Here is a 19,083-nt window from a genome sequence, read left to right on the forward strand (position 1 = left end):
GACCGCCGCACCCCGGTGTGAACACCAGGGGCGGGACGACGGCGGTCCCCGCGGGGACACGGGCCGGGTCGGGGCCTCGCGTCCGGGCGACCAGGGAGGTCCGGGAGCCGCTCCGGAGGTCCTTGGTGCCGACATCCAGAACTCTGCCGGACCGGTGTTAACGTCGCGTTGCCCAGCCGTGACACTTCGGGATCTCTTGCCCAACCAGGTCGCGTCCGGCCACCTGACCTGTCACTTCTCGCCGACCCCGCCCGCCAGGAAAGCCAGCAGGTCCTGCCGGCTGACCACCCCGGTCGGCTTGCCCTCCACCAGTACCACCGCCGCGTCCGCGTCCCGCAGCACGGCCATCAGGTCGCCCACCGGCTCCCCGGAGCCCACATGCGGCAGCGGCGTGGTCATGTGCTGCTCCAGCCGGTCCGCCAGCGCCGCCTTCTGCGTGAACAGGGCGTCGAGCAGCTCGCGTTCGACCACCGAGCCGACGATCTCGGCCGCCATCACGTCCGGGTGCCCGGCGCCCGGCTTGACCACCGGCATCTGCGAGACGCCGTACTCGCGCAGCACCTCGATCGCCTCGCCCACCGTCTCGTCGGGGTGCATGTGCACCAGGGACGGCATGCCGCCGTCCTTGCTCCGCAGCACGTCGGCCACCCGCGTCTGGGGCTCGCCGCCCTCCAGGAAGCCGTAGTCGGCCATCCACTCGTCGTTGAAGATCTTGCTGAGGTAGCCGCGCCCGCCGTCCGGGAGCAGCACCACCACCACGTCCTCCGGGCCCAGCCGCCGCGCCACCGTCAGGGCGGCGGCGACCGCCATCCCGCAGGAGCCGCCGACCAGCAGCCCTTCCTCGCGGGCCAGCCGCCGCGTCATCTGGAAGGACTCCTTGTCGGAGACCGCGACGATCTCGTCCGCGATGTCCCGGTCGTACGCCTCGGGCCAGAAGTCCTCGCCGACGCCCTCCACCAGATACGGGCGGCCGGAGCCGCCGGAGTACACCGAGCCCTCGGGGTCGGCGCCGACGACTCGCACCCGCCCGCCGCTGACCTCCTTCAGATAGCGGCCGGTACCGGTGATGGTGCCGCCGGTGCCGACGCCGGCGACGAAGTGCGTCAGCCGCCCGTCGGTCTGCCGCCAGGTCTCGGGGCCGGTGGTCTCGTAGTGGGAGAGCGCGTTGTTCGGGTTGCTGTACTGGTCGGGCTTCCACGCCCCCGGCGTCTCGCGGACCAGCCGGTCGGAGACGTTGTAATACGAGTCGGGGTGTTCGGGGTCGACGGCCGTGGGGCAGACGACGACCTCGGCGCCGTAGGCGCGCATCACGTTGATCTTGTCCGCGGAGACCTTGTCCGGGCAGACGAAGACGCAGCGGTAGCCCTTCTGTTGGGCCACGATCGCCAGGCCGACCCCGGTGTTGCCGGACGTCGGCTCGACGATCACACCGCCGGGCCCCAGCTCCCCGGACCGCTCGGCCGCCTCGATCATCCGCAGCGCGATCCGGTCCTTCACCGAGCCGCCCGGGTTGAAGTACTCCACCTTGGCCAGCACGGTGGCCGCGATACCGGCCGTGACCTCGGTCAGCCGCACCAGTGGGGTGTTGCCGACAAGATCGATCATCGACTCGTGATACTGCACCTGGGTCTCCGCATGTCAGGGGCGGGTTCCTCCGCCCTCTCCCCGCAGCCTATTGCGTTGCGCGGTAGCTCGCGTTGGGCACCACTCAAGTGAAGATCCGGTCCGGCGGTGAGTCGGAGGCAAGTCGGGAGCGGCCATGTCGAGGGCGAGAGTGGCACGGAGGATCGCGACCGCGGCGGCGTTCGGCGGTGGTGGGATCAGTCTGGTGGGAGGCGCGGCGGCCGGCCTGGTCCTGACCGAGATGCGGTATGCGAGGCGGCGGGTGGGCCACGGGCAGGACACCGAGCCGCCGGTCGCCGAGGGCCTGTACGGGACGGCGTTCGCCGCCGGCCGCCGGGCGCCGTGGCGGCTGGCCATGCTGGGCGACTCGACGGCCGCCGGGCTCGGCGTGCGGAGCGCCGGGCAGACGCCGGGCGCGCTGCTGGCCTCGGGGCTCGCGGCGGCCTCCGAGCGCCCGGTCGAGTTGCACAGTGTGGCGCTCTCGGGCGCCAGATCGGCCGATCTCGAACGGCAGGTCTCGCTGCTGCTGACCGAGCCGGGCCGGGCGCCGGTTCCCGACGCCTGCGTCATCATGATCGGCGCCAACGACATCACCGGCCGGGTCCCGCCGGCCCGTTCGGTCAAGCACCTGTCGGACGCGGTGGCCCGGCTGCGCACGGCCGGCTGCCAGGTGATCGTGGCCACCTGTCCCGACCTGGGCTCGGTCGAGCCGGTCGGGCAGCCCCTGCGCTGGATCGCGCGCCGGCTGTGCCGGCAGCTCGCGGCGGCCCAGACGATCGCGGTGGTGGAGTTGGGCGGCCGGACGGTGTCGCTGGGCACGCTCCTGGGACCGGAGTTCGCCGCCAACCCGCGCGAGCTGTTCGGCCCCGACCGCTACCATCCCTCGGCCGAGGGATACGCGACGGCCGCCATGGCGATCCTGCCCACGCTGTGCGCCACGCTCGGCACGTGGCCGGAGGAGGAGCGCGCGGAGGCCCGCCGCAGGGAGCGGCTGCTGCCCGTGGCGGACGCGGCGGTCAAGGCCGCGGCGGAGGGTGGCACGGAGGTCAGCGCGGCGCGGGCCGTGGGCCGGCGCGCGCCATGGGCGCTGCTCAGCCGCCGGCGGCGCCGCCCGCTGCCGGAGCAGGACCAGGATCACGTTCCCGTGCAGGTGACACACACCGCTACCAGCGGGTAATTTCGCGACGAGAGCTCGTCCGAGCAGCAGCCGCCTGGAGGTCCCCCGTGCCCGAAGCAGTGATCGTCTCCGCCGCCCGTTCACCGATCGGCCGCGCCTTCAAGGGGTCGCTGAAGGACCTGCGCCCCGACGACCTGACCGCGACGATCGTGCAGGCCGCGCTCGACCAGGTCCCCGGCCTCGACCCGGCCGACATCGACGACCTGATGCTGGGCTGCGGCCTGCCGGGCGGCGAGCAGGGCCACAACCTCGGCCGCGTCGTCGCCGTCCAACTCGGCCTGGACCAGCTCCCGGGCTGTACGGTCACGCGGTACTGCTCGTCCTCGCTCCAGACCACGCGGATGGCGTTCCACGCGATCAAGGCCGGCGAGGGCGACGTCTTCATCTCGGCCGGCGTCGAGATGGTCTCCCGCAGCGTCAACGGCACCTCGGACAACATGGAGGGCACCCACAACCCGCTCTTCGGGACGGCCGAGACCCGCACCGCCCAGCGCGCCGAGACGGCCGGGGAGGGCTGGCACGACCCGCGCCAGGACGGCGAGCTGCCGGACATCTACATCTCGATGGGCCAGACCGCGGAGAACCTGGCCCGTATCAAGGGCGTCACCCGGCAGGACATGGATGAGTTCGCCGTCCGCTCGCAGAACCTCGCCGAGAAGGCCATCGCCGACGGCTTCTGGCAGCGCGAGATCACCCCGGTGACGTTGCCGGACGGCTCGGTCGTCAGCGCGGACGACGGCCCCCGCCCCGGCGTCACGATGGACGGCGTGGCCGGTCTGAAGCCCGTCTTCCGCCCCGACGGCATGGTCACGGCGGGCAACGCCTGCCCGCTGAACGACGGTGCCGCCGCGCTGGTCGTCATGTCGGACACCAAGGCCCGGGAGTTGGGCCTGACGCCGCTGGCGCGGATCGTGGCCACCGGCGTCTCCGGCCTGTCGCCCGAGATCATGGGCTACGGCCCGGTCGCCGCGTCGCAACAGGCGCTGGCCCGCGCCGGGATGACCATCGACGACATCGATCTGGTCGAGATCAACGAGGCGTTCGCCGCTCAGGTCATCCCCTCCTACCGTGACCTGGGCATTGACGTCGACCGGCTGAACGTGAACGGCGGCGCCATCGCGGTCGGCCACCCGTTCGGCATGACGGGCGCCCGAATCGCGACTACGCTCATCAACTCGTTGCGGTGGCACGACAAGCAGTTCGCCCTGGAGACCATGTGCGTCGGCGGTGGCCAGGGTATGGCCATGATCCTGGAGCGACTGAGCTGAAGGTGACATAGGGTGCTCATGGTGCGGAAGTGGCCTGCGTCACTTGGTATATACGGGCGATACCGAAGCGGCCCCGGGATGTGATCCGTGTCGGATCTCTCCGCGAAACCGCAGGTCAGCGAGGTGTGGGGGGCGCGTTTTGGACCAAAGTCCCGTCCTATTCATGACGTTTCGCACTGCACGCCGTGGCCGCGCCCCGGAAACCTGAGATAAGAAGTCAGGGACCGAGAGCACTGGGAGCGAGTCCGTGAGCGCCATATCCGTCATCCTGCTGATGGCCGCAGGCACCGCCGTTGCCCTGGGCACCGGAGCCCTGCACACCGCCCGCGGCCTGCGGGCGGAAGTCGCCGCGCTCCGCGCCGAGCTGGCCGGACGCACGGTGCCCGCGGCCCGGCCGGTCCCCGCCGAGGAGATCCGCTGCGCCGTCTCCGCCGCCCTGGCCGACGAGCGGGAGCGCGAGCTGGCCGAGGCCCGCGCGTACTGGGCGGAGCAGGACGCCCGCGAGGACGACGGCCCGGCCGCCCTTCTGGGCGGCCGGGGCTTCGGGTACGAGGTGGCGGAGGCCGACGAGGAGCTGCTCGACGCCCTGCTGGAGCGGTATCTGCTGAGCGATTCGGGCTTCCCGGCGGGCGGGACCGGCCGGGACGGCGGCGTGCTCATGGCCCGCCAGCCGGGCGACGACGCGGAGAGCGGCGCCGCGCCGACCGAGGCCGGCGCGGGAGCCGGGGCCGAGCTGGGCGCGGAGAGCTCCGCCGAGAGCGGGGAATCGGCCGAGCTGGCGGCGGCCCGGCGCCGCCACCCCTCGCACCCGGGCTTCACGCTCTCCGGCGAGCCGATCGACCGGGCCGCCGCCGACCGCTCCGCGCGCGACGAGCACCGGCGCACCACGGACCGGCTCGCGCGGCTGGCCGAGGCCAGGATTCCGCTGGCCGACGTGCGCCAGGGGCCGCTGGGCACGCTGGACGTCTTCCTCTTCGCCGACGGGACCACGCTGTGTCTCTCGCCCAGCCACCAGGAGGCGGCCGAGCGGCTCGCCGCGGCGGTGCGGGCCGGGCAGCAGCCGGTGCTGATGGGCGGCTCGGGAGTGTCCGGCGCCTACGCGCTGACGTTCTCCTGCGGGTCGGACAGCGTCTATCTGCTGGCCGACCGCGTGGTGGCATCCTCCCATCTGAGCGAGTGACGGACCGGGCGAGCTGACGGAAGGCGGGACGGGCGGAATGGCCGAGGTGGACACCGGCGAGCTGGACGCGGCCGTGGAGGCGTTCGCGGAACGGCTGCGCGCGCTGTCCGAGAGCCGTCTGCGGCGCGGAGCCGGGGCGGCGGGCCTTGAGGTGGCCAGGGCCCTGGTCCGGGGCGCGCACCGGCTCGACGGCCCGTTCGGGGCGTCGCGCGTGATGCCGGACGCCGGGGTGTGGGTCGTCGGGGACCAGGTGGCGGTCGCCGGGCACGATTTGGCGCGGGCGATCGGCACGACATCGGACGAGGAGGCCGCCCGGCGCGAGCTGGCCGAGGCGCTGGAGCTGCTGCGGCGGGCCTGAGCGCCCGGGCGGTGGCGGCGACTCGGGACCGCGGACACGCACGAGGGCCCCGGCGGGACGATCGTCCCGCCGGGGCCCTTCTCGTGGGTGCGGCGTCCGGCGCCTCAGGGCGCCGTCACCGGCCTCAGTCGCCTTGCAGGATGGCGATGATGCGCAGGAACTCCATGTAGATCCACACCAGGGTGAGGGTCAGGCCGAAGGCCGCCAGCCACGACTCGCTCTCCGGGGCGCCGTAGGCGATGCCGTCCTCGACCTGCTTGAAGTCCAGGGCGAGCACCGCGGCGCCGATCAGGATGCCCAGGACGCCGAACGCGACGCCGAGGCCGCCGTCCCGCAGGCCGAGCCCGTTGCCGTCGCCGATGAGGGCCACGACCAGGTTCACCATGGAGAGGAGGACGAATCCGACGAGAGCGGCCAGCACGAACTGGGTGAACCGGGCGGTGACCCGGATGATCCGCTGCTTGTACATGAAGAGCACGCCGGCGAACACGGCCATGGTGCCGATCACGGCCTGCATGGCCGCACCGGGCGCACCCTGGTTGATCGCGTTGCTCACGGAGCCCAGGAAGAGGCCCTCGAACGCGGCGTACCCGAGGATCAGGGCGGGGGACGGCTGACGCTTGAAGCTCTGCCACAGCGCCAGGACCAGCGCGACCAGGGCTGCCGCGACCGCGACACCGAGCGGCAGGTCGGCGATCCACGCCGCCGTCGCGGTGGCGACCACAGTGCCCAGGGTGAGCGCGGTGCGGGAGACGACACTGTCGATCGTCATCACATCGGCGCGCGCGGGAGCGCTCGGCGGCGTGAATCCGCCCTGCGGGCCCGCCTGCGGCTGCGCATAGGGGTTACCCGGCTGCGCGTACGGGTTGGTCGGGCTGCCCGCGTACGGAGTCCCGGTCTGCGGCTGAGGTCCGGCGTTGAAGCCGGCGTAGCCACCGTCCCGACTGAACCCCCGACGCGTGAAGACCGGGTTGCTGCTCCTCATCTCACTCCTCCATGGCCGCACGGCGCGACCTTGACCACCAGAGTAATGCGTAAGCAAAGACCGCACGGTAGTGCACTCATGAGAACGAGCGGAAGAGCCGAAGTGTTCCCTCAGTCGCCCCCGCCGGTCACAGCGTGGGGGACGGGGTGCCCGGAGCCGGACCTGAAATGGAATCGGCACCCCCTGACCTGCGGTGATGCGCTGACCTGGAGAATCGGCCCGCCGAGCGCGGTCAGGCCCGTGCTGATCAGGCCGGGCAGGGCCGTGACGCACGTGACCACGCCGGCGAGGGCGCCGCTGAGGCCCCCGGTGTGCGGGGGCGGCGCCGGACTGTTCGACGACGCCCGAGCCGAGAGCGAAGGCGGCTGCTGACGCCGCGCGGTGGTGCGCCCCCGGCGGCGCTCGGACACCACCGGGCGGAGCAGACCGGGAGTCGGGAGCTCCGCTGTCCGCCGCTCCCGATGTGCGATGTCGACCCCGGCAAAAGCACTTCACCGGCGCGATCCCTACGCGGTGATCAACCCACCTGAGTCATAAGCCGAGGGGGAGAAGGCACCCCGACGGGCTTGCGTCGCCCCTCCGGTACGGAGTGTGCGGCGGCGTCTCACCGGCGTTCATCCGGTGGTACGTGTGGAATTCGTACGCTCCGTCGATCGGGTGGTGCGGTATTTGCGCTCTTGCGGGCTTGATAGCCCATGTGGATTACTGGAAAAGTCCAATCCGGTGGGCCGCCCATCCTCCCCGGGGGAATGGCGGTTCGTCCGCTCTGCGGCGACCGTATGGGCACCCCCGAGGAGGAAATGGACCGTCAGCCGGTGTCCCCAGCGGACACCGGCTGACGCGGCTCATGACCCTCGTGCGGAGGCGTCATGCGAATTCCCCGAATCCCGCTTCCCCTCACCGCTGTCTCAGTGTTCACCCTCGGCCTGCTGGCCGTTCCTCAAACGGCCCAGGCCCAGATTCCGGTGCTCTGCAGCGAGTCCTCTCTCGTCACCGCCATCAATATGGCGAACGCCGAGGGTGGGGACACTCTGGCCCTGGCGCCTTTCTGCACCTACAGGCTCACCAGCGCCCATGGTGACGCGGGAAACGGGGCAGTGGGTCTGCCGCCTATCACCACTCCGATCACCCTCCTGGGAATCGGGGTGACCATCGTCCGTGACCCGTCCGCCCCTGATTTCAGGATTCTCGAGGTGGACGGCGGGGTGAACGTCCCCGGTGCTGACGGCGATTTGACGCTGGTCGGTGTGACCGTCAGCGGGGGCAGCGCTGTTGAACCGTACCCGGGCGGCGGGATCGCCAATTTCGGAGGCTCCGTGTCGGTGCTCTCCAGCTCGGTGACGAACAACACGGCGGTGGCGGGCGGCGGCATCTATACCGATCGGGGCACCGTCTCGCTGAACGCCAGCGACGTCTCCGGCAACCGGGCCGACACAGGAGGCGGCATCTATGAAAACTCCGGGTCGGTGAGCCTGTTCCTCACCACCGTGAGCGGCAACTCCCCGGACAACTGCGCCCCCGCGGGCAGCGTGCCCGGTTGCTCCGGCTGACGGCCGACCCAGCACAAGCGACGACACCACGCGACACAAAGACACAACAAGGAGATCTCATGCCTATTTCCCCCAACTCAGGATCGACCGGCGGTGGCACCACCGTCACCATTACGGGGACCAACCTGGCCAACGCCAGCGCTGTCCACTTCGGCGACAAGCTGGCGACGATCACGGCCAACACCCCGACCTCGGTCACCGTCATCTCCCCGTCCGGCACCGGCGTCGTCGATGTCACGGTCACAACGCCGGGAGGTACGAGCAACCCGCTGTCCTTCTACTACGTGGGCGCTCCGTTCAAGACCGCGCTGAGTGCCCTGTCCGGCCCGACGGCCGGTGGGAACACCGTGACCATCACCGGTACGGGGCTGTCCTCGGCGACCAGCGTGAGCTTCGGCGGCAACACGGCCACGCCCACCGTGGTCAGCGACAGCCAGCTCACCGTGACCGTGCCCGTCGGCGCGGCGGCCGGGCCGGTGCCAGTCAGTGTCACCACGACCGGTGGCGTCAACAACGGCTTCACCTACACCTATGTGGACGACCCCACGGTGACTGCCCTCGTCCCCACCTCCGGGCCCACGTCCGGCGGTACGGCCGTGACGATCACGGGGACCAATCTCGCCAGCACCGAATCCGTCACCTTCGACGGGACTCCGGCGCCGTTCGCGGTCGTCTCGGACACGGCCATCGCCGCGGTCACGCCGCCCGGCGCCGCGGGAGCCGTTGATGTCGTGGTGACCAACGACGGTGGCTCCGCCACCGCCGTCGGCGCCTTCACCTACGTCGCGGGCCCCGGCATCTGACGCGGCCCCGGGCGTAGACGTAGGAAGACGCCGTCCGACGAGCCCCGGCCGGTTCCAGCCCCCGCCGGCCGGGGCTTTCCCCCAAAGGAGAACCACAGTCATGACCGATTCCCCAGTCTCCCCGTCCCCTCATCCGCCATCGGGGAACGCCCCCACCGTGACGTCTGTCGTGCCGAACTCGGGTCCGGCGTCCGGTGGCAACACGGTCACGCTGACCGGCACGAACTTCCTCGGGGCCACGGCCGTGCGTTTCGGCGCCACGCCGGCGCTGTCCTTCACCGTCGTCTCGTCCACGCAAATCACAGCCGTGGTGCCGCCGGGCACCGGTACCGTCCAGGTCACGGTCACCACACCCGCCGGCACCAGTCCTCAGTACGTCAGCTACGGATATGTCACCACCCCGGCCCCCACGTTGACCTCGCTCAACCCGAACTCGGGTCCGGCGTCCGGTGGCAACACGGTCACGCTGACCGGCACGAACTTCCTCGGGGCCACGGCCGTGCGTTTCGGCGCCACGCCGGCGCTGTCCTTCACCGTCGTCTCGTCCACGCAAATCACAGCCGTGGTGCCGCCGGGCACCGGTACCGTCCAGGTCACGGTCACCACACCCGCCGGCACGAGCAACGCCCGCCCCTACTCCTACACCGCCGTGCCCGCCGTACCCGTCCTGACGGGGATCAGCCCCTCCTCCGGCCCGGTCGGCGGTGGCAACACGGTCACGCTGACCGGCACGAACCTCACGGGCGCCACCGCGGTGACGTTCGGCGGCGTCCCCGCCGTGTCGTTCACCGTCGTCTCGTCCACCCAGATCACGGCCGTGGTGCCACCGGGCACCGCCGGGGCCGCCGAGGTGAGGGTCACCACGCCGGGCGGCGTCAGTGCCCCGGGAGTCCTGTACTACTACGTGGCCGCGCCCGTCCTGACGGGGATCAGCCCCTCCTCCGGCCCGGTCGGCGGTGGCAACACGGTCACGCTGACCGGCACCAACCTCACGGGCGCCACCGCGGTGACGTTCGGCGGCGTCCCCGCCGTGTCGTTCACCGTCGTCTCGTCCACCCAGATCACGGCCGTGGTGCCACCGGGCACCGCCGGGGCCGCCGAGGTGAGGGTCACCACGCCGGGCGGCGTCAGTGCCCCGGGAGTCCTGTACTACTACGTGGCCGCGCCCGTCCTGACGGGGATCAGCCCCTCCTCCGGCCCGGTCGGCGGTGGCAACACGGTCACGCTGACCGGCACCAACCTCACGGGCGCCACCGCGGTGACGTTCGGCGGCGTCCCCGCCGTGTCGTTCACCGTCGTCTCGTCCACCCAGATCACGGCCGTGGTGCCACCGGGCACCGCCGGGGCCGCCGAGGTGAGGGTCACCACGCCGGGCGGCGTCAGTGCCCCGGGAGTCCTGTACTACTACGTGGCCGCGCCCGTCCTGACGGGGATCAGCCCCTCCTCCGGCCCGGTCGGCGGTGGCAACACGGTCACGCTGACCGGCACGGGACTGAGCGGGGCCACCGCGGTGACGTTCGGCGGCGTCCCCGCCGCCTCCTTCACGGTGGTCTCCGACACGCTCGCGACGGCCGTCGTCCCGCCGGGGACCCCCGGAGCCGTTCAGGTCTCCGTGACGACCGCCGCGGGGACGAGCGGCGGTGTGCCCTACCTCTACGTCGCGGCGCCCGTGGTCACCGCTCTCGTTCCCGACGCGGGCCCGGCCGCCGGGGGGACCACGGTGACGCTGACCGGCTCCGGGCTGGGCCAGACGACGTCGGTCCTGTTCGGCACGACACCCGCCGCGTTCACCGTCATCTCCGACACGGCGGTCACCGCCGTGGTCCCCCCCGGGGCGCCCGGCCCCACGGCCGTCTCGGTCGTTACACCAGGAGGGACGAGCGCGCCGCTGACATACGTCCGCGTCGCGCCGCCGGAGATCTGACCCGGTACGGAGTGGCAAGGCTTCCTCGATCAACTCGGAAAACTCAGCGAAGATTCCCCGGAGTGGCTCTCCGGTGGTGAGGCGAAGAATGCAGGAATCGGATCTGGTCATCATAGTCGGCGGGCCGTACGAGGTGCCGCGCGTTTGCCCGGCCCCTCCGGAAGGCCAAAAAACAGTGAAGATCCAGCACGGTGACGGTTATGAACACTTCGAGCCGTGCGAGGAATATGCAGAAATCTCCGGCAGGCAGGCGGCCGTCTACCGTTGGAGCCGCCGGACCCGTATCGCAGAATAGACCGGGAGGATGAATGTGATGGATGAAGCGAGATCCCACCGGGACGTAGTGGTCACCGGAATGGGGTTCTGTCTGCCCGGGCGTCTCCGGCCCACTTTCACGGCGGACGATCTCTGGGCGGTTTCCTCGACGGGGAGTACCTGCCTGCTGCGTGATCAGATTTATTACGGCTCGGTGGACCTTTCTCCAGCCATGTTCGACGAGCGTCTTCCGGACGTTCCCGAATTCTTCTCGCGGCATTACACCAACGCGCACCGATTCGGCCTCGTGTCCCTCGCCGAGGCATGCGATGACGCCGGACTGGCACTCCGTGACGGCGCGTTGCGAGAGGCCGCCATTCTGGTCGGGCGCGGAGGAGTGGACGCCAATATTGATAGTTACCTGTCGGTGCTGCACGCCGACCCCCAACGCATCGATCCGTCGGAGGCCATGGAACTGTTCGTGGCCGCCGAACAGGCCGTCACCCCCTCGGATGTCGCGCTCGTTCAGGGAGCGGTGACCTCGTCGAGCGGGCCGTGCTTCACCGTCTCGTGCGGCTGCGCGTCCTCCGCGGTACAGATCGCCAACGCCCGGCGGCTCATCGCACTGGGCGAGGTCGACATGGCGGCCGTTACCGGGGTGGACGTCTTCCGGTGGGACCTCATCCAGAACATCCAGGAGCTCCTGCGTGGCGGACAGCGGGCTTACGAAGCGGTGCGCACCGACGACATGCCCGAAGCCCTCCCGTCGTTCGAATCGCTCATGCGCCCCTACGACCGACGGGCGGTGAGCATCAACCACGGCGAGGGGTCGGCGACCGTGATCCTGGAGAGCCGCGAGCACGCGGACCGGCGAGGCGCCCATGCCTACGGCCAGGTCCTCTCCAGCGGCATGACCCGGGACGGGCTGGCCAATCCGCTGGCGTGCGACGAGAGCGGCACCGAGCTGGTGAACGCCGTTCGACGGTGCCTGGGGGACCGCTGGCGCCCGGAGCAGATCCCGTACGTGCACGGCGGCAGCGACGGCAATTCGGTGGTGACCGCCTTCGAGGCGAACGCGATCAGCGCGCTGTACGGGGAGTCCTCGGGGCTGATCATGACCTCGCAGGAGGGCTGCTTCGGCCACAACGGCGCGCCGGCCGGCTGCCTGGGGGTCGCCCTGACCCTGCTGATGATCGAGCGCGGCGAGGTCTGTCCCACCGCCAACTGTGAGGAGCCCCTCGCCGGTCTGCCGTTCGACCCGCTGCCCGGAGCGCGTACCCGGCCCCTCGATTTCGACTACGCGCTCAGCTTCAGCTACCAGCTCGGCGGGGTGAAGAACGCCCTTTTGCTGGGCAGCCGGGACGCCCGCTGACCGGCTCCGTCCCGACACCGCGCCCGCACCGGGCGACCATCACCAGACGCGAGGAGCCCCGGATGAGCCCGGACAAGCCCGCAGTGCCCACCAGCCCCAGTGACGCCATCGCCGTCATCGGCATGGGGTGCCGGCTTCCCGGGGACATCCACTCCCCGGGCGACCTCTGGCGGTTAGTGGTGGACGGGCGGGAGGCCGTCGGGCCGCCCCCACCCGAGCGGAGGAAGCTGCTCTCCCGGGACGGCGCGGCGTGGACCGAGGGGGGCGTGCCCTCCAGAGGCGGTTTTCTCCGCGATGTCTCGGGCTTCGACGCGCAGTTCTTCGGAGTGTCGGGGCACGAGGCCGCCGTCCTGGACCCGCAGCACCGGCTTCTGCTGGAAGTGGTGTGGGAGGCGTTGGAGCACGCGGGGCTGTCGCCGGACCTGCTCGACGGTACCGCGACCGGGATCTTCACCGGAATGAGCTACACCGACTACATGGACCGCCTCGCCGGGCACGACAGCGAGCTGGAGGGCTCGATCCTGACGAACGGCCACTGCGTGGCGCCGGGCCGGATCTCCTACCTGCTGGGATTGAGAGGACCGTCCGTAGCCCTGGACACGGCGTGTTCCTCCTCCCTGGTCGCCCTGCACCTGGCATGCCAGGCGCTGCGCTCGGACGAGTGCGCCGTCGCCGTCGCGTCCGGCGTGACACTCATTCTCCAGCCCAGGACCTCACGGTCGTTCGCCCGGATGGGCATGCTCTCCGCCACGGGCCGCTGCCACACCTTCGACGCCGCCGCCGACGGCTTCGTCCGCGGTGAGGGGTGCGGCGCGGTGGTGCTCAAGCTCCTCGCCGACGCCGTGCGGGACGGTGACCGGGTGCTGGCCGTGGTGCGTGGTTCGGCGGTGAACCAGGACGGCTCCTCCGAGGGGCTCGCCGCGCCGTCGGCCGACGCCCAGCAGGCCGTGTACGAGGACGCGCTCGGCCGCGCGGGGGTCGATCCGCGCGATGTGGCGATGATCGAAACCCACGGCACGGGGACGCCGGTGGGTGACCCGACCGAGTTCGCCAGCCTGGCACGGGTGTACGGCGAGGGCCGGGACCGGTGTGCGCTGACGTCGGTGAAGACCAATCTGGGGCATCTGGAGCCGGCCGCGGGGATCACCGGTCTGATCAAGGCCGTTTCCTCCCTCCGGCATGGCTTCGTCCCGCCCAATCTGCACTTCTCCGCCTGGCATCCGGCGATCAAGCCCGAGGGCACCCGTTTCTTCGTGCCGACCGGGCTGGAGCGCTGGCCCGTCCGGGGCGGGTCCCGTCTTGCCGCCGTCTCTTCCTTCGGCTTCTCCGGGACGAACGCGCACGTGATCCTCGAACAGGCACCGACCGGGACCGCTGCGCGCCGGGCGGGCGCCCGTCCGGGCGCAGGTTCCCGGCGGCCGGCCACGCCCGTCGTGGTCCTGGTGCCGGCCGGGTCTCCGGCCGCGCTGCCCACGGCGGCCGGACGCCTGGCGGACTGGCTGGAGACGGACGGGGCGGACGTCCCGCTGCGGGATGTCGCACACACCCTCGCGCTGCGCCGCGGAGGTGGCCGTGGGCGTCTGGGGGTGGTGGCGGCGTCGCGCGGGCGGCTCGTCGACGCGCTGCGGTCGTTCGCCGTCGGGCAGCCGGGGCCCGAGGTGGTGACGGGCTCCGTGGGAGCCGCGGTCTCCCGTCGCCCCGTATGGGTGTTCTCCGGGCAGGGTTCCCAGTGGGCGGGGATGGGACGCGGTTTGCTGACCGCGGAACCGGCGTTCGCGGCGACCCTGGCGGAGGTCGATCCGCTCATCGCCGCCGAGTCGGGATTCTCCGTCCTGGAGGCCCTGAGCAGCGGTGAGGCGCTGGAAGGGTGCGGCCGGGTACAGCCGGTGCTGTTCGCCCTGCAGACGGCGCTCGCCGCCACCTGGCGTGCCCACGGGGTTGAACCGGCCGGGGTCATCGGTCATTCAATGGGCGAGGTGGCCGCCGCGGTGGTGGCCGGCGCCCTGTCCCTGGCGGACGGGGTACGCGTCATCTGCCGCAGGTCCGTCCTGCTGGATCGAACGGCCGGGCGCGGGGCGATGGCGACCGTGTCCCTGAGCGCCGAGATCGTCGCGTCCGAGCTGCGCCGAGCCGACCTGACGGGGTCGGTCGCCGTCGCCGTGATCGCGGCACCCGATTCCACGGTGGTGTCCGGCGACGCGGAACAGGTCCGGCGGCTTGTCACCGGGTGGGAGCGGCGCGGTGTGCCGACCTCCCTCATCGCGGTGGACGCCGCCTCGCACTCGCCGCTGATCGACCCCGTGCTGCCCGAACTGGAGACCGCGCTGGCGGACCTGACCCCGGGACGGCCGGACGTGCCGTTCTACACCACCGTGCTGGACGAGCCGGGGCATCCGCCCGCCTTCGACGCCGCGTACTGGTGCGCGAACCTTCGCCGACCGGTGCGGTTCGCCGCCGCCGTGGCCGCCGCGGCGGCCGACCGCCATCTGGTGTACACGGAGATCTCGCCACACCCGGTAGTCCTCCACGCTGTCACGCGGAGCCTCTCCGGTCTGGTGACGGACCCGGCCGTCCTGCCCACCCTGCACCGAGACGAGGACGAACTCGCGACCTTCCGCACACAGTTGGCGGCGCTGCACTGTGCGGGGGGATCGGTCGACTGGTCGGTGCTCTACGCGGACGCCGAACTCGCCGACGTGCCCACCATCACCTACGACCGCAAACGCCACTGGGTGGAGACCGCACTTCCCGGTCCGCCCGGCAGCGGACCCGCCGCCCCGCCGGACCGGCCCCCGCTGCCCGGAGTCCACACGGAGGTGCCCGGTGATCAGGTCCGCCACAGTTGGCAAGGCGATTCCGGCACGGCGGCGGTGCCCTGGCTGGCGGACCACGAGGTGCACGCGGCGCCCGTCCTGCCCGGGGCGGCCCACTGTGCCCTGGCGTTGACGTGCGCCTGTGAGCTCTTCGGCGCCGCGGCCGAAGAGGTGGAGGTGACCGACATCCGGTTCCTGGAACTGACCCGGCTGACCGAGCGGACCGAGATCACCACCACGATGACGCGGACCGACCCGGACACGGCGAAGTGCCAGATCCACACCCGTGGACCCGAGGGCGACTGGGTGCGACAGGCCGAGGCATCCGTCCGGCGACTGTCCCGCCCGGCGCGCCTCGAACCGGTGCCTTCGGCCGGCATGTCGGCGCGGCATACCCGCGGGGTCAGCCCCGACGCGTTCTACGCGCGACTCCGGCAACGAGGACTCACCCACGGGCCCGCCTTCACCGGGATCACCGAGTTGCGCGTCTCGACGGACGGCAGCAGCCTGTGGGCCCGGGTGGAGCTGCCCGCGCCGGCGCGGGCGGCCGGGCTCGCTCTCCGGGCGCATCCCGTTCTCCTCGATCTGTGCGCCCAACTGGTCGCAGCGGGAGTGACCGAGACGGAGGAGCGCGTCGGGGACGCCCGTTCGCTGATCCTGCCCGTGTCGATGCGGTCCGTGCGGGTGCTCGGCGATCCAGCGACGGCACGCCACTGTCACGCCCAGATCCGCGAGCTGACAGGGGACACGCTCGTGGGAGACGCCCGTCTGCTCAACGAGGCGGGAACGCCCGTGCTCACCGTCGAGGGACTGCGGTTCGCCCGCCACACGGTGCCGGACACACCCGACCGGGCTCCGGACGGATGGCTCCTGCGGATCGACTGGCGCCGGGCGCCGCGTCCGGAGCCGGTGTCCCCGCAGCCCGCCGGCGGGGTGGTGGTCATCGGCGCGGAGGACGGCTCCGGCGGGAGCATGGCCGACGCCGTCCGGGCCGCGGGAGGACAGGCTCAGCTCTGGGCCGTCGACGCGGCCGAAACCCGGCTGGAGTCCCTCACGGAGCAGTTCGGCGACCGACTGGGCGCGGTGTCTCCGGTCCGGGCCGTGGCCGTGCTGTGCGAGCACCGCCCCGGGGACACCGCTCCGTCGGCCGGGCTGCGGAACGCCCGCTGTCTCCTCGCCGCCGCACGGGCCCTCGCCGAGTTTCCGGCCCACCCTCCGCGCCTGTACGCGATCACCCGTGGTGACCGGTACGTGCGGACCGGTGACCGGGAGGACCCCAGCACCAGTACGTTGCGGGGGGTGGTCCGGGTGCTGGCGTTCGAGCATCCGGAGATGCGGGCCACCCTGCTGGACGCGGACGCGGATGACGCGAGGTTCGAGGGGGCGGCCGGCGAACTCCTCGCCGACCTGCCGGAGGACGAGGTGGCCCTGCGCGGGGAAAGCCGTTACGCGGCCGCGCTGGCCGAGGCCCCGCTGACGGACGCCGAGTGGGCCGCCGCGGCCACCCGCACCGTGCGGTACGGCGCGGACGGTTTCCGGCTGCGGATCGGCACGCCGGGTGATCTTGAGAGCCTGGAACTTACGGCGACCGGGCGCCGGGCCCCGGGGCCGGGCGAGGTCGAGGTACGGGTGGCCGCCGCCGGGCTCAACTTCCGTGACGTCCTCACCGCCTCGGGCCTCCTGCCGGGAGAAGACGACGTGCGCTACCGGATCGGCTTCGAGTGCGCCGGGGCGGTGACCCGCGTCGGCCCCGGCGTCCGGGATTTCCGCCCCGATGACATGGTGCTGGCCGTCGATCCCGGCGGCGGTGCCTTCGGCTCCTTCGTCACCGTGTCCGTCGCGGGCGTCGCGCGGATTCCCGGCAAGCTCGACCCGGTCAGTGCCGCCGGGCTGCCGATCGCGTTCCTCACCGCCTGGTACGCGCTCCGCCACGTGGCCCGCGTCGCCCCCGGAGAGCGCGTGCTGATCCACTCGGCCACCGGGGGGACCGGCCTGGCCGCCATCGCCGTCGCGCGCCGACTCGGCGCGGAGGTTCTCGCGACCGCCGGCAACGAGGAGAAACGGCGGCTTCTGCGCGGCATGCGGATCAGTCACGTCATGGATTCCCGGACCCTCGGCTTCCGCGAGCTGGCCCGCGAGGCCACGGGAGGCGAAGGCGTCGATGTCGTGCTGAACTCCCTGGCCGGGCCGGCGATCCGGGCCGGTCTGGAGACGCTGCGTCCCTTCGGCCGCTTCGTCGAGCTCGGCGTGCGCGACATCATGGCCGATACCGCGCTCGGCATGGCGCCTTTGCGGCACAACGTGACGTTCCGCCCGGTGGACCTGATCGGGCTTCTGCGGTCACGTCCGGGAGACGTCGCCGAGATGCTGCGGGAGGTCGTCGAGGAGATCGGGGCAGGGAGGCTGAAGCCGCCGCGCTGCACCCCGTACCCGCTCGAGGCCGCGACCGACGCCTTCCGGACGATGGCGGGCGCCCGTCACATCGGCAAGCTGGCGCTCACGGTCCCCAGCCGCGGGCGCGCCAAGGCCGTCCTGCCCGATGGGCCGGTCATCGTCAGGAAGAACGGCGCCTATATCGTCACGGGCGGCCTGGGCGGACTCGGCCTGGCTGTCGCCCAGTGGCTCGCCTCCCAGGGAGCCGGTCATCTCCTCCTCAACGGGCGAACCCCTCCCAAGCCCGGGGCCGCGCAGGTACTCGCCAAGCTGGCCGCGGGAGGCACCAAGGTGACCGTGGTCCTCGGGGACATCGCCGATCCGGTCACGGCGGAGCGGCTGTTGTCGGCCGCCGCCACCCGCAAGTGGCCCCTGCGCGGGGTGGTTCATTGCGCGATGGTCCTCCAGGACGCCGCTGTCACCACCGTCCGGGAGGATCAACTGAGACGTGTGTGGGCGCCCAAGGTCGTCGGCGCATGGCGGCTGCACGAAGCCACGGCGAAACAGTCCCTGGACTGGTTCGTCGTCTTCTCCTCCCTGGCCTCGCTCGTGGGCAATCCCGGCCAGGCCGCGTACGCCGCGGCCAACGCCTGGCTGGACGGCTTCGCCGCCTGGCGCTCGGTGCGCGGGCTGCGAACCCTCTCCGTCAACTGGGGGCCATGGGGCGAGACCGGCGTCGCGACCGACTTCGCCGACCGCGGCTACGCGACGATCCCGACGGCTCGGGGACTTGCCGTGCTGCGCGATCTCCTGGCGCATCGCCGGGTGTGCACCGGCGTCATCCCCGGCGAGCCCGAGACCTGGATTCCCGCGTCCGGACGACACTCTCCCTTTTTCCGGGGCATTCTCTCGGGCGCATCCCGGGACAAAGTCCCCACGACCAGGGAATCCAGCGGGCCGGGGGACATCCGGACCCGTCTCGACTCCCTTCCGGCTGGGCCCGCCCGGCGCACCGAGCTGGAAACGTTCCTGGCCGGACATATCCGCCGGGTGCTTCGCCTCGGAGGCGCCGTGGTCGACCCCCAGACGCCACTCAAACGGCTGGGATTCGATTCTCTCCTCGCCACGGAGGTGCGAGTCAGGCTTGAAGCGGAACTCGGTATCCAGCTCGCCGGAAACTTCGTGTGGCAGCATCCGACACTGGGCGCACTCGCTGCGGGGGTGGCGGAGAAAATGGGGCTTGACCTGGGTTGATGCCTACCAGTCCAGCCTTGACGGAGGGTGGCGCGGGAATTCCGTCACCGGTCGCCCTCACCGGCCCGGGCGGCGCACGAAGCGCCGTCCGGGCCTTTTCGACACGGCTGAGCGGAAAAGGGTGCGCGCCCGGGGAAAGGGCCGCGCT

Annotated in this window: 12 protein-coding genes; 10 read left to right on the plus strand and 2 right to left on the minus strand. The window is 71.8% G+C overall.

From position 1 onward, the window contains the following. Window positions 1–231: 231 nt before the first annotated feature. Window positions 232–1,623, minus strand: coding sequence for a cystathionine beta-synthase (locus OIE51_RS10040; RefSeq protein WP_326597060.1), 1,392 nt, complete (start codon window positions 1,621–1,623; stop codon window positions 232–234). 136 nt (window positions 1,624–1,759) lie between these two features. Between OIE51_RS10040 and OIE51_RS10045 the strand changes: the two genes are divergently transcribed. The 4 genes from OIE51_RS10045 to OIE51_RS10060 all read left to right on the plus strand — a co-directional run bounded on the left by OIE51_RS10045 (window position 1,760) and on the right by OIE51_RS10060 (window position 5,606). Continuing rightward, window positions 1,760–2,800, plus strand: coding sequence for an SGNH/GDSL hydrolase family protein (locus tag OIE51_RS10045; RefSeq protein ID WP_326597062.1), 1,041 nt, complete (start codon window positions 1,760–1,762; stop codon window positions 2,798–2,800). A 47-nt stretch (window positions 2,801–2,847) separates the two neighbouring features. Next, the gene (locus OIE51_RS10050) at window positions 2,848–4,068 is read left to right on the plus strand and encodes an acetyl-CoA C-acetyltransferase (protein ID WP_326597064.1); all 1,221 of its coding nucleotides are present in this window, start codon (window positions 2,848–2,850) and stop codon (window positions 4,066–4,068) included. Window positions 4,069–4,315: 247 nt separating this feature from the next. Then, the gene (locus OIE51_RS10055; RefSeq protein ID WP_326597066.1) at window positions 4,316–5,248 is read left to right on the plus strand and encodes a hypothetical protein; all 933 of its coding nucleotides are present in this window, start codon (window positions 4,316–4,318) and stop codon (window positions 5,246–5,248) included. A 37-nt stretch (window positions 5,249–5,285) separates the two neighbouring features. Beyond that, the gene (locus tag OIE51_RS10060; RefSeq protein ID WP_326597068.1) at window positions 5,286–5,606 is read left to right on the plus strand and encodes a hypothetical protein; all 321 of its coding nucleotides are present in this window, start codon (window positions 5,286–5,288) and stop codon (window positions 5,604–5,606) included. A gap of 124 nt (window positions 5,607–5,730) precedes the next feature. Here the strand turns inward: OIE51_RS10060 and OIE51_RS10065 are convergent, their stop codons facing one another. Beyond that, window positions 5,731–6,591: a Bax inhibitor-1/YccA family protein gene (locus OIE51_RS10065; protein WP_326597069.1), complete on the minus strand. Its 861-nt coding sequence runs from the start codon at window positions 6,589–6,591 to the stop codon at window positions 5,731–5,733. A gap of 869 nt (window positions 6,592–7,460) precedes the next feature. Between OIE51_RS10065 and OIE51_RS10070 the strand changes: the two genes are divergently transcribed. The 6 genes from OIE51_RS10070 to OIE51_RS10095 all read left to right on the plus strand — a co-directional run bounded on the left by OIE51_RS10070 (window position 7,461) and on the right by OIE51_RS10095 (window position 18,935). Continuing rightward, a complete protein-coding gene (locus OIE51_RS10070; protein ID WP_326597071.1) occupies window positions 7,461–8,141 on the plus strand; it encodes a hypothetical protein in 681 nt (226 codons plus the stop codon). A gap of 59 nt (window positions 8,142–8,200) precedes the next feature. Further along, window positions 8,201–8,944 carry an IPT/TIG domain-containing protein gene (locus OIE51_RS10075; protein WP_326597073.1) on the plus strand — a complete coding sequence of 248 codons (744 nt, stop codon included), beginning with the start codon at window positions 8,201–8,203 and terminating at the stop codon, window positions 8,942–8,944. Between the two features lie 100 nt (window positions 8,945–9,044). Then, entirely contained in the window at window positions 9,045–10,868 is a 1,824-nt protein-coding gene (locus OIE51_RS10080; RefSeq protein ID WP_326597075.1) for a beta strand repeat-containing protein, read from the plus strand. Between the two features lie 88 nt (window positions 10,869–10,956). Next, window positions 10,957–11,163: a DUF5988 family protein gene (locus OIE51_RS10085; RefSeq protein ID WP_326597077.1), complete on the plus strand. Its 207-nt coding sequence runs from the start codon at window positions 10,957–10,959 to the stop codon at window positions 11,161–11,163. Between the two features lie 18 nt (window positions 11,164–11,181). After that, a complete protein-coding gene (locus OIE51_RS10090) occupies window positions 11,182–12,495 on the plus strand; it encodes a beta-ketoacyl synthase N-terminal-like domain-containing protein (protein ID WP_326597078.1) in 1,314 nt (437 codons plus the stop codon). A 62-nt stretch (window positions 12,496–12,557) separates the two neighbouring features. Next, window positions 12,558–18,935, plus strand: a complete 6,378-nt coding sequence (locus OIE51_RS10095) for a type I polyketide synthase (RefSeq protein ID WP_326597079.1) — start codon at window positions 12,558–12,560, stop codon at window positions 18,933–18,935. Window positions 18,936–19,083 lie beyond the last annotated feature (148 nt).

The sequence above is a fragment of the Streptomyces sp. NBC_01803 genome (genome assembly GCF_035917415.1).
Taxonomy (GTDB): Bacteria; Actinomycetota; Actinomycetes; order Streptomycetales; family Streptomycetaceae; genus Streptomyces.

Bases quoted from the DNA above. Each gene is read 5' to 3' on its own strand.
- OIE51_RS10045 (WP_326597062.1), top strand. From the start codon at position 1,760: ATGTCGAGGGCGAGAGTGGCACGGAGGATCGCGACCGCGGCGGCGTTC.
- OIE51_RS10060 (WP_326597068.1), top strand. From the start codon at position 5,286: ATGGCCGAGGTGGACACCGGCGAGCTGGACGCGGCCGTGGAGGCGTTC.
- OIE51_RS10065 (WP_326597069.1), bottom strand. From the start codon at position 6,591: ATGAGGAGCAGCAACCCGGTCTTCACGCGTCGGGGGTTCAGTCGGGAC.
- OIE51_RS10070 (WP_326597071.1), top strand. From the start codon at position 7,461: ATGCGAATTCCCCGAATCCCGCTTCCCCTCACCGCTGTCTCAGTGTTC.
- OIE51_RS10075 (WP_326597073.1), top strand. From the start codon at position 8,201: ATGCCTATTTCCCCCAACTCAGGATCGACCGGCGGTGGCACCACCGTC.
- OIE51_RS10080 (WP_326597075.1), top strand. From the start codon at position 9,045: ATGACCGATTCCCCAGTCTCCCCGTCCCCTCATCCGCCATCGGGGAAC.
- OIE51_RS10085 (WP_326597077.1), top strand. From the start codon at position 10,957: ATGCAGGAATCGGATCTGGTCATCATAGTCGGCGGGCCGTACGAGGTG.
- OIE51_RS10090 (WP_326597078.1), top strand. From the start codon at position 11,182: ATGGATGAAGCGAGATCCCACCGGGACGTAGTGGTCACCGGAATGGGG.
- OIE51_RS10095 (WP_326597079.1), top strand. From the start codon at position 12,558: ATGAGCCCGGACAAGCCCGCAGTGCCCACCAGCCCCAGTGACGCCATC.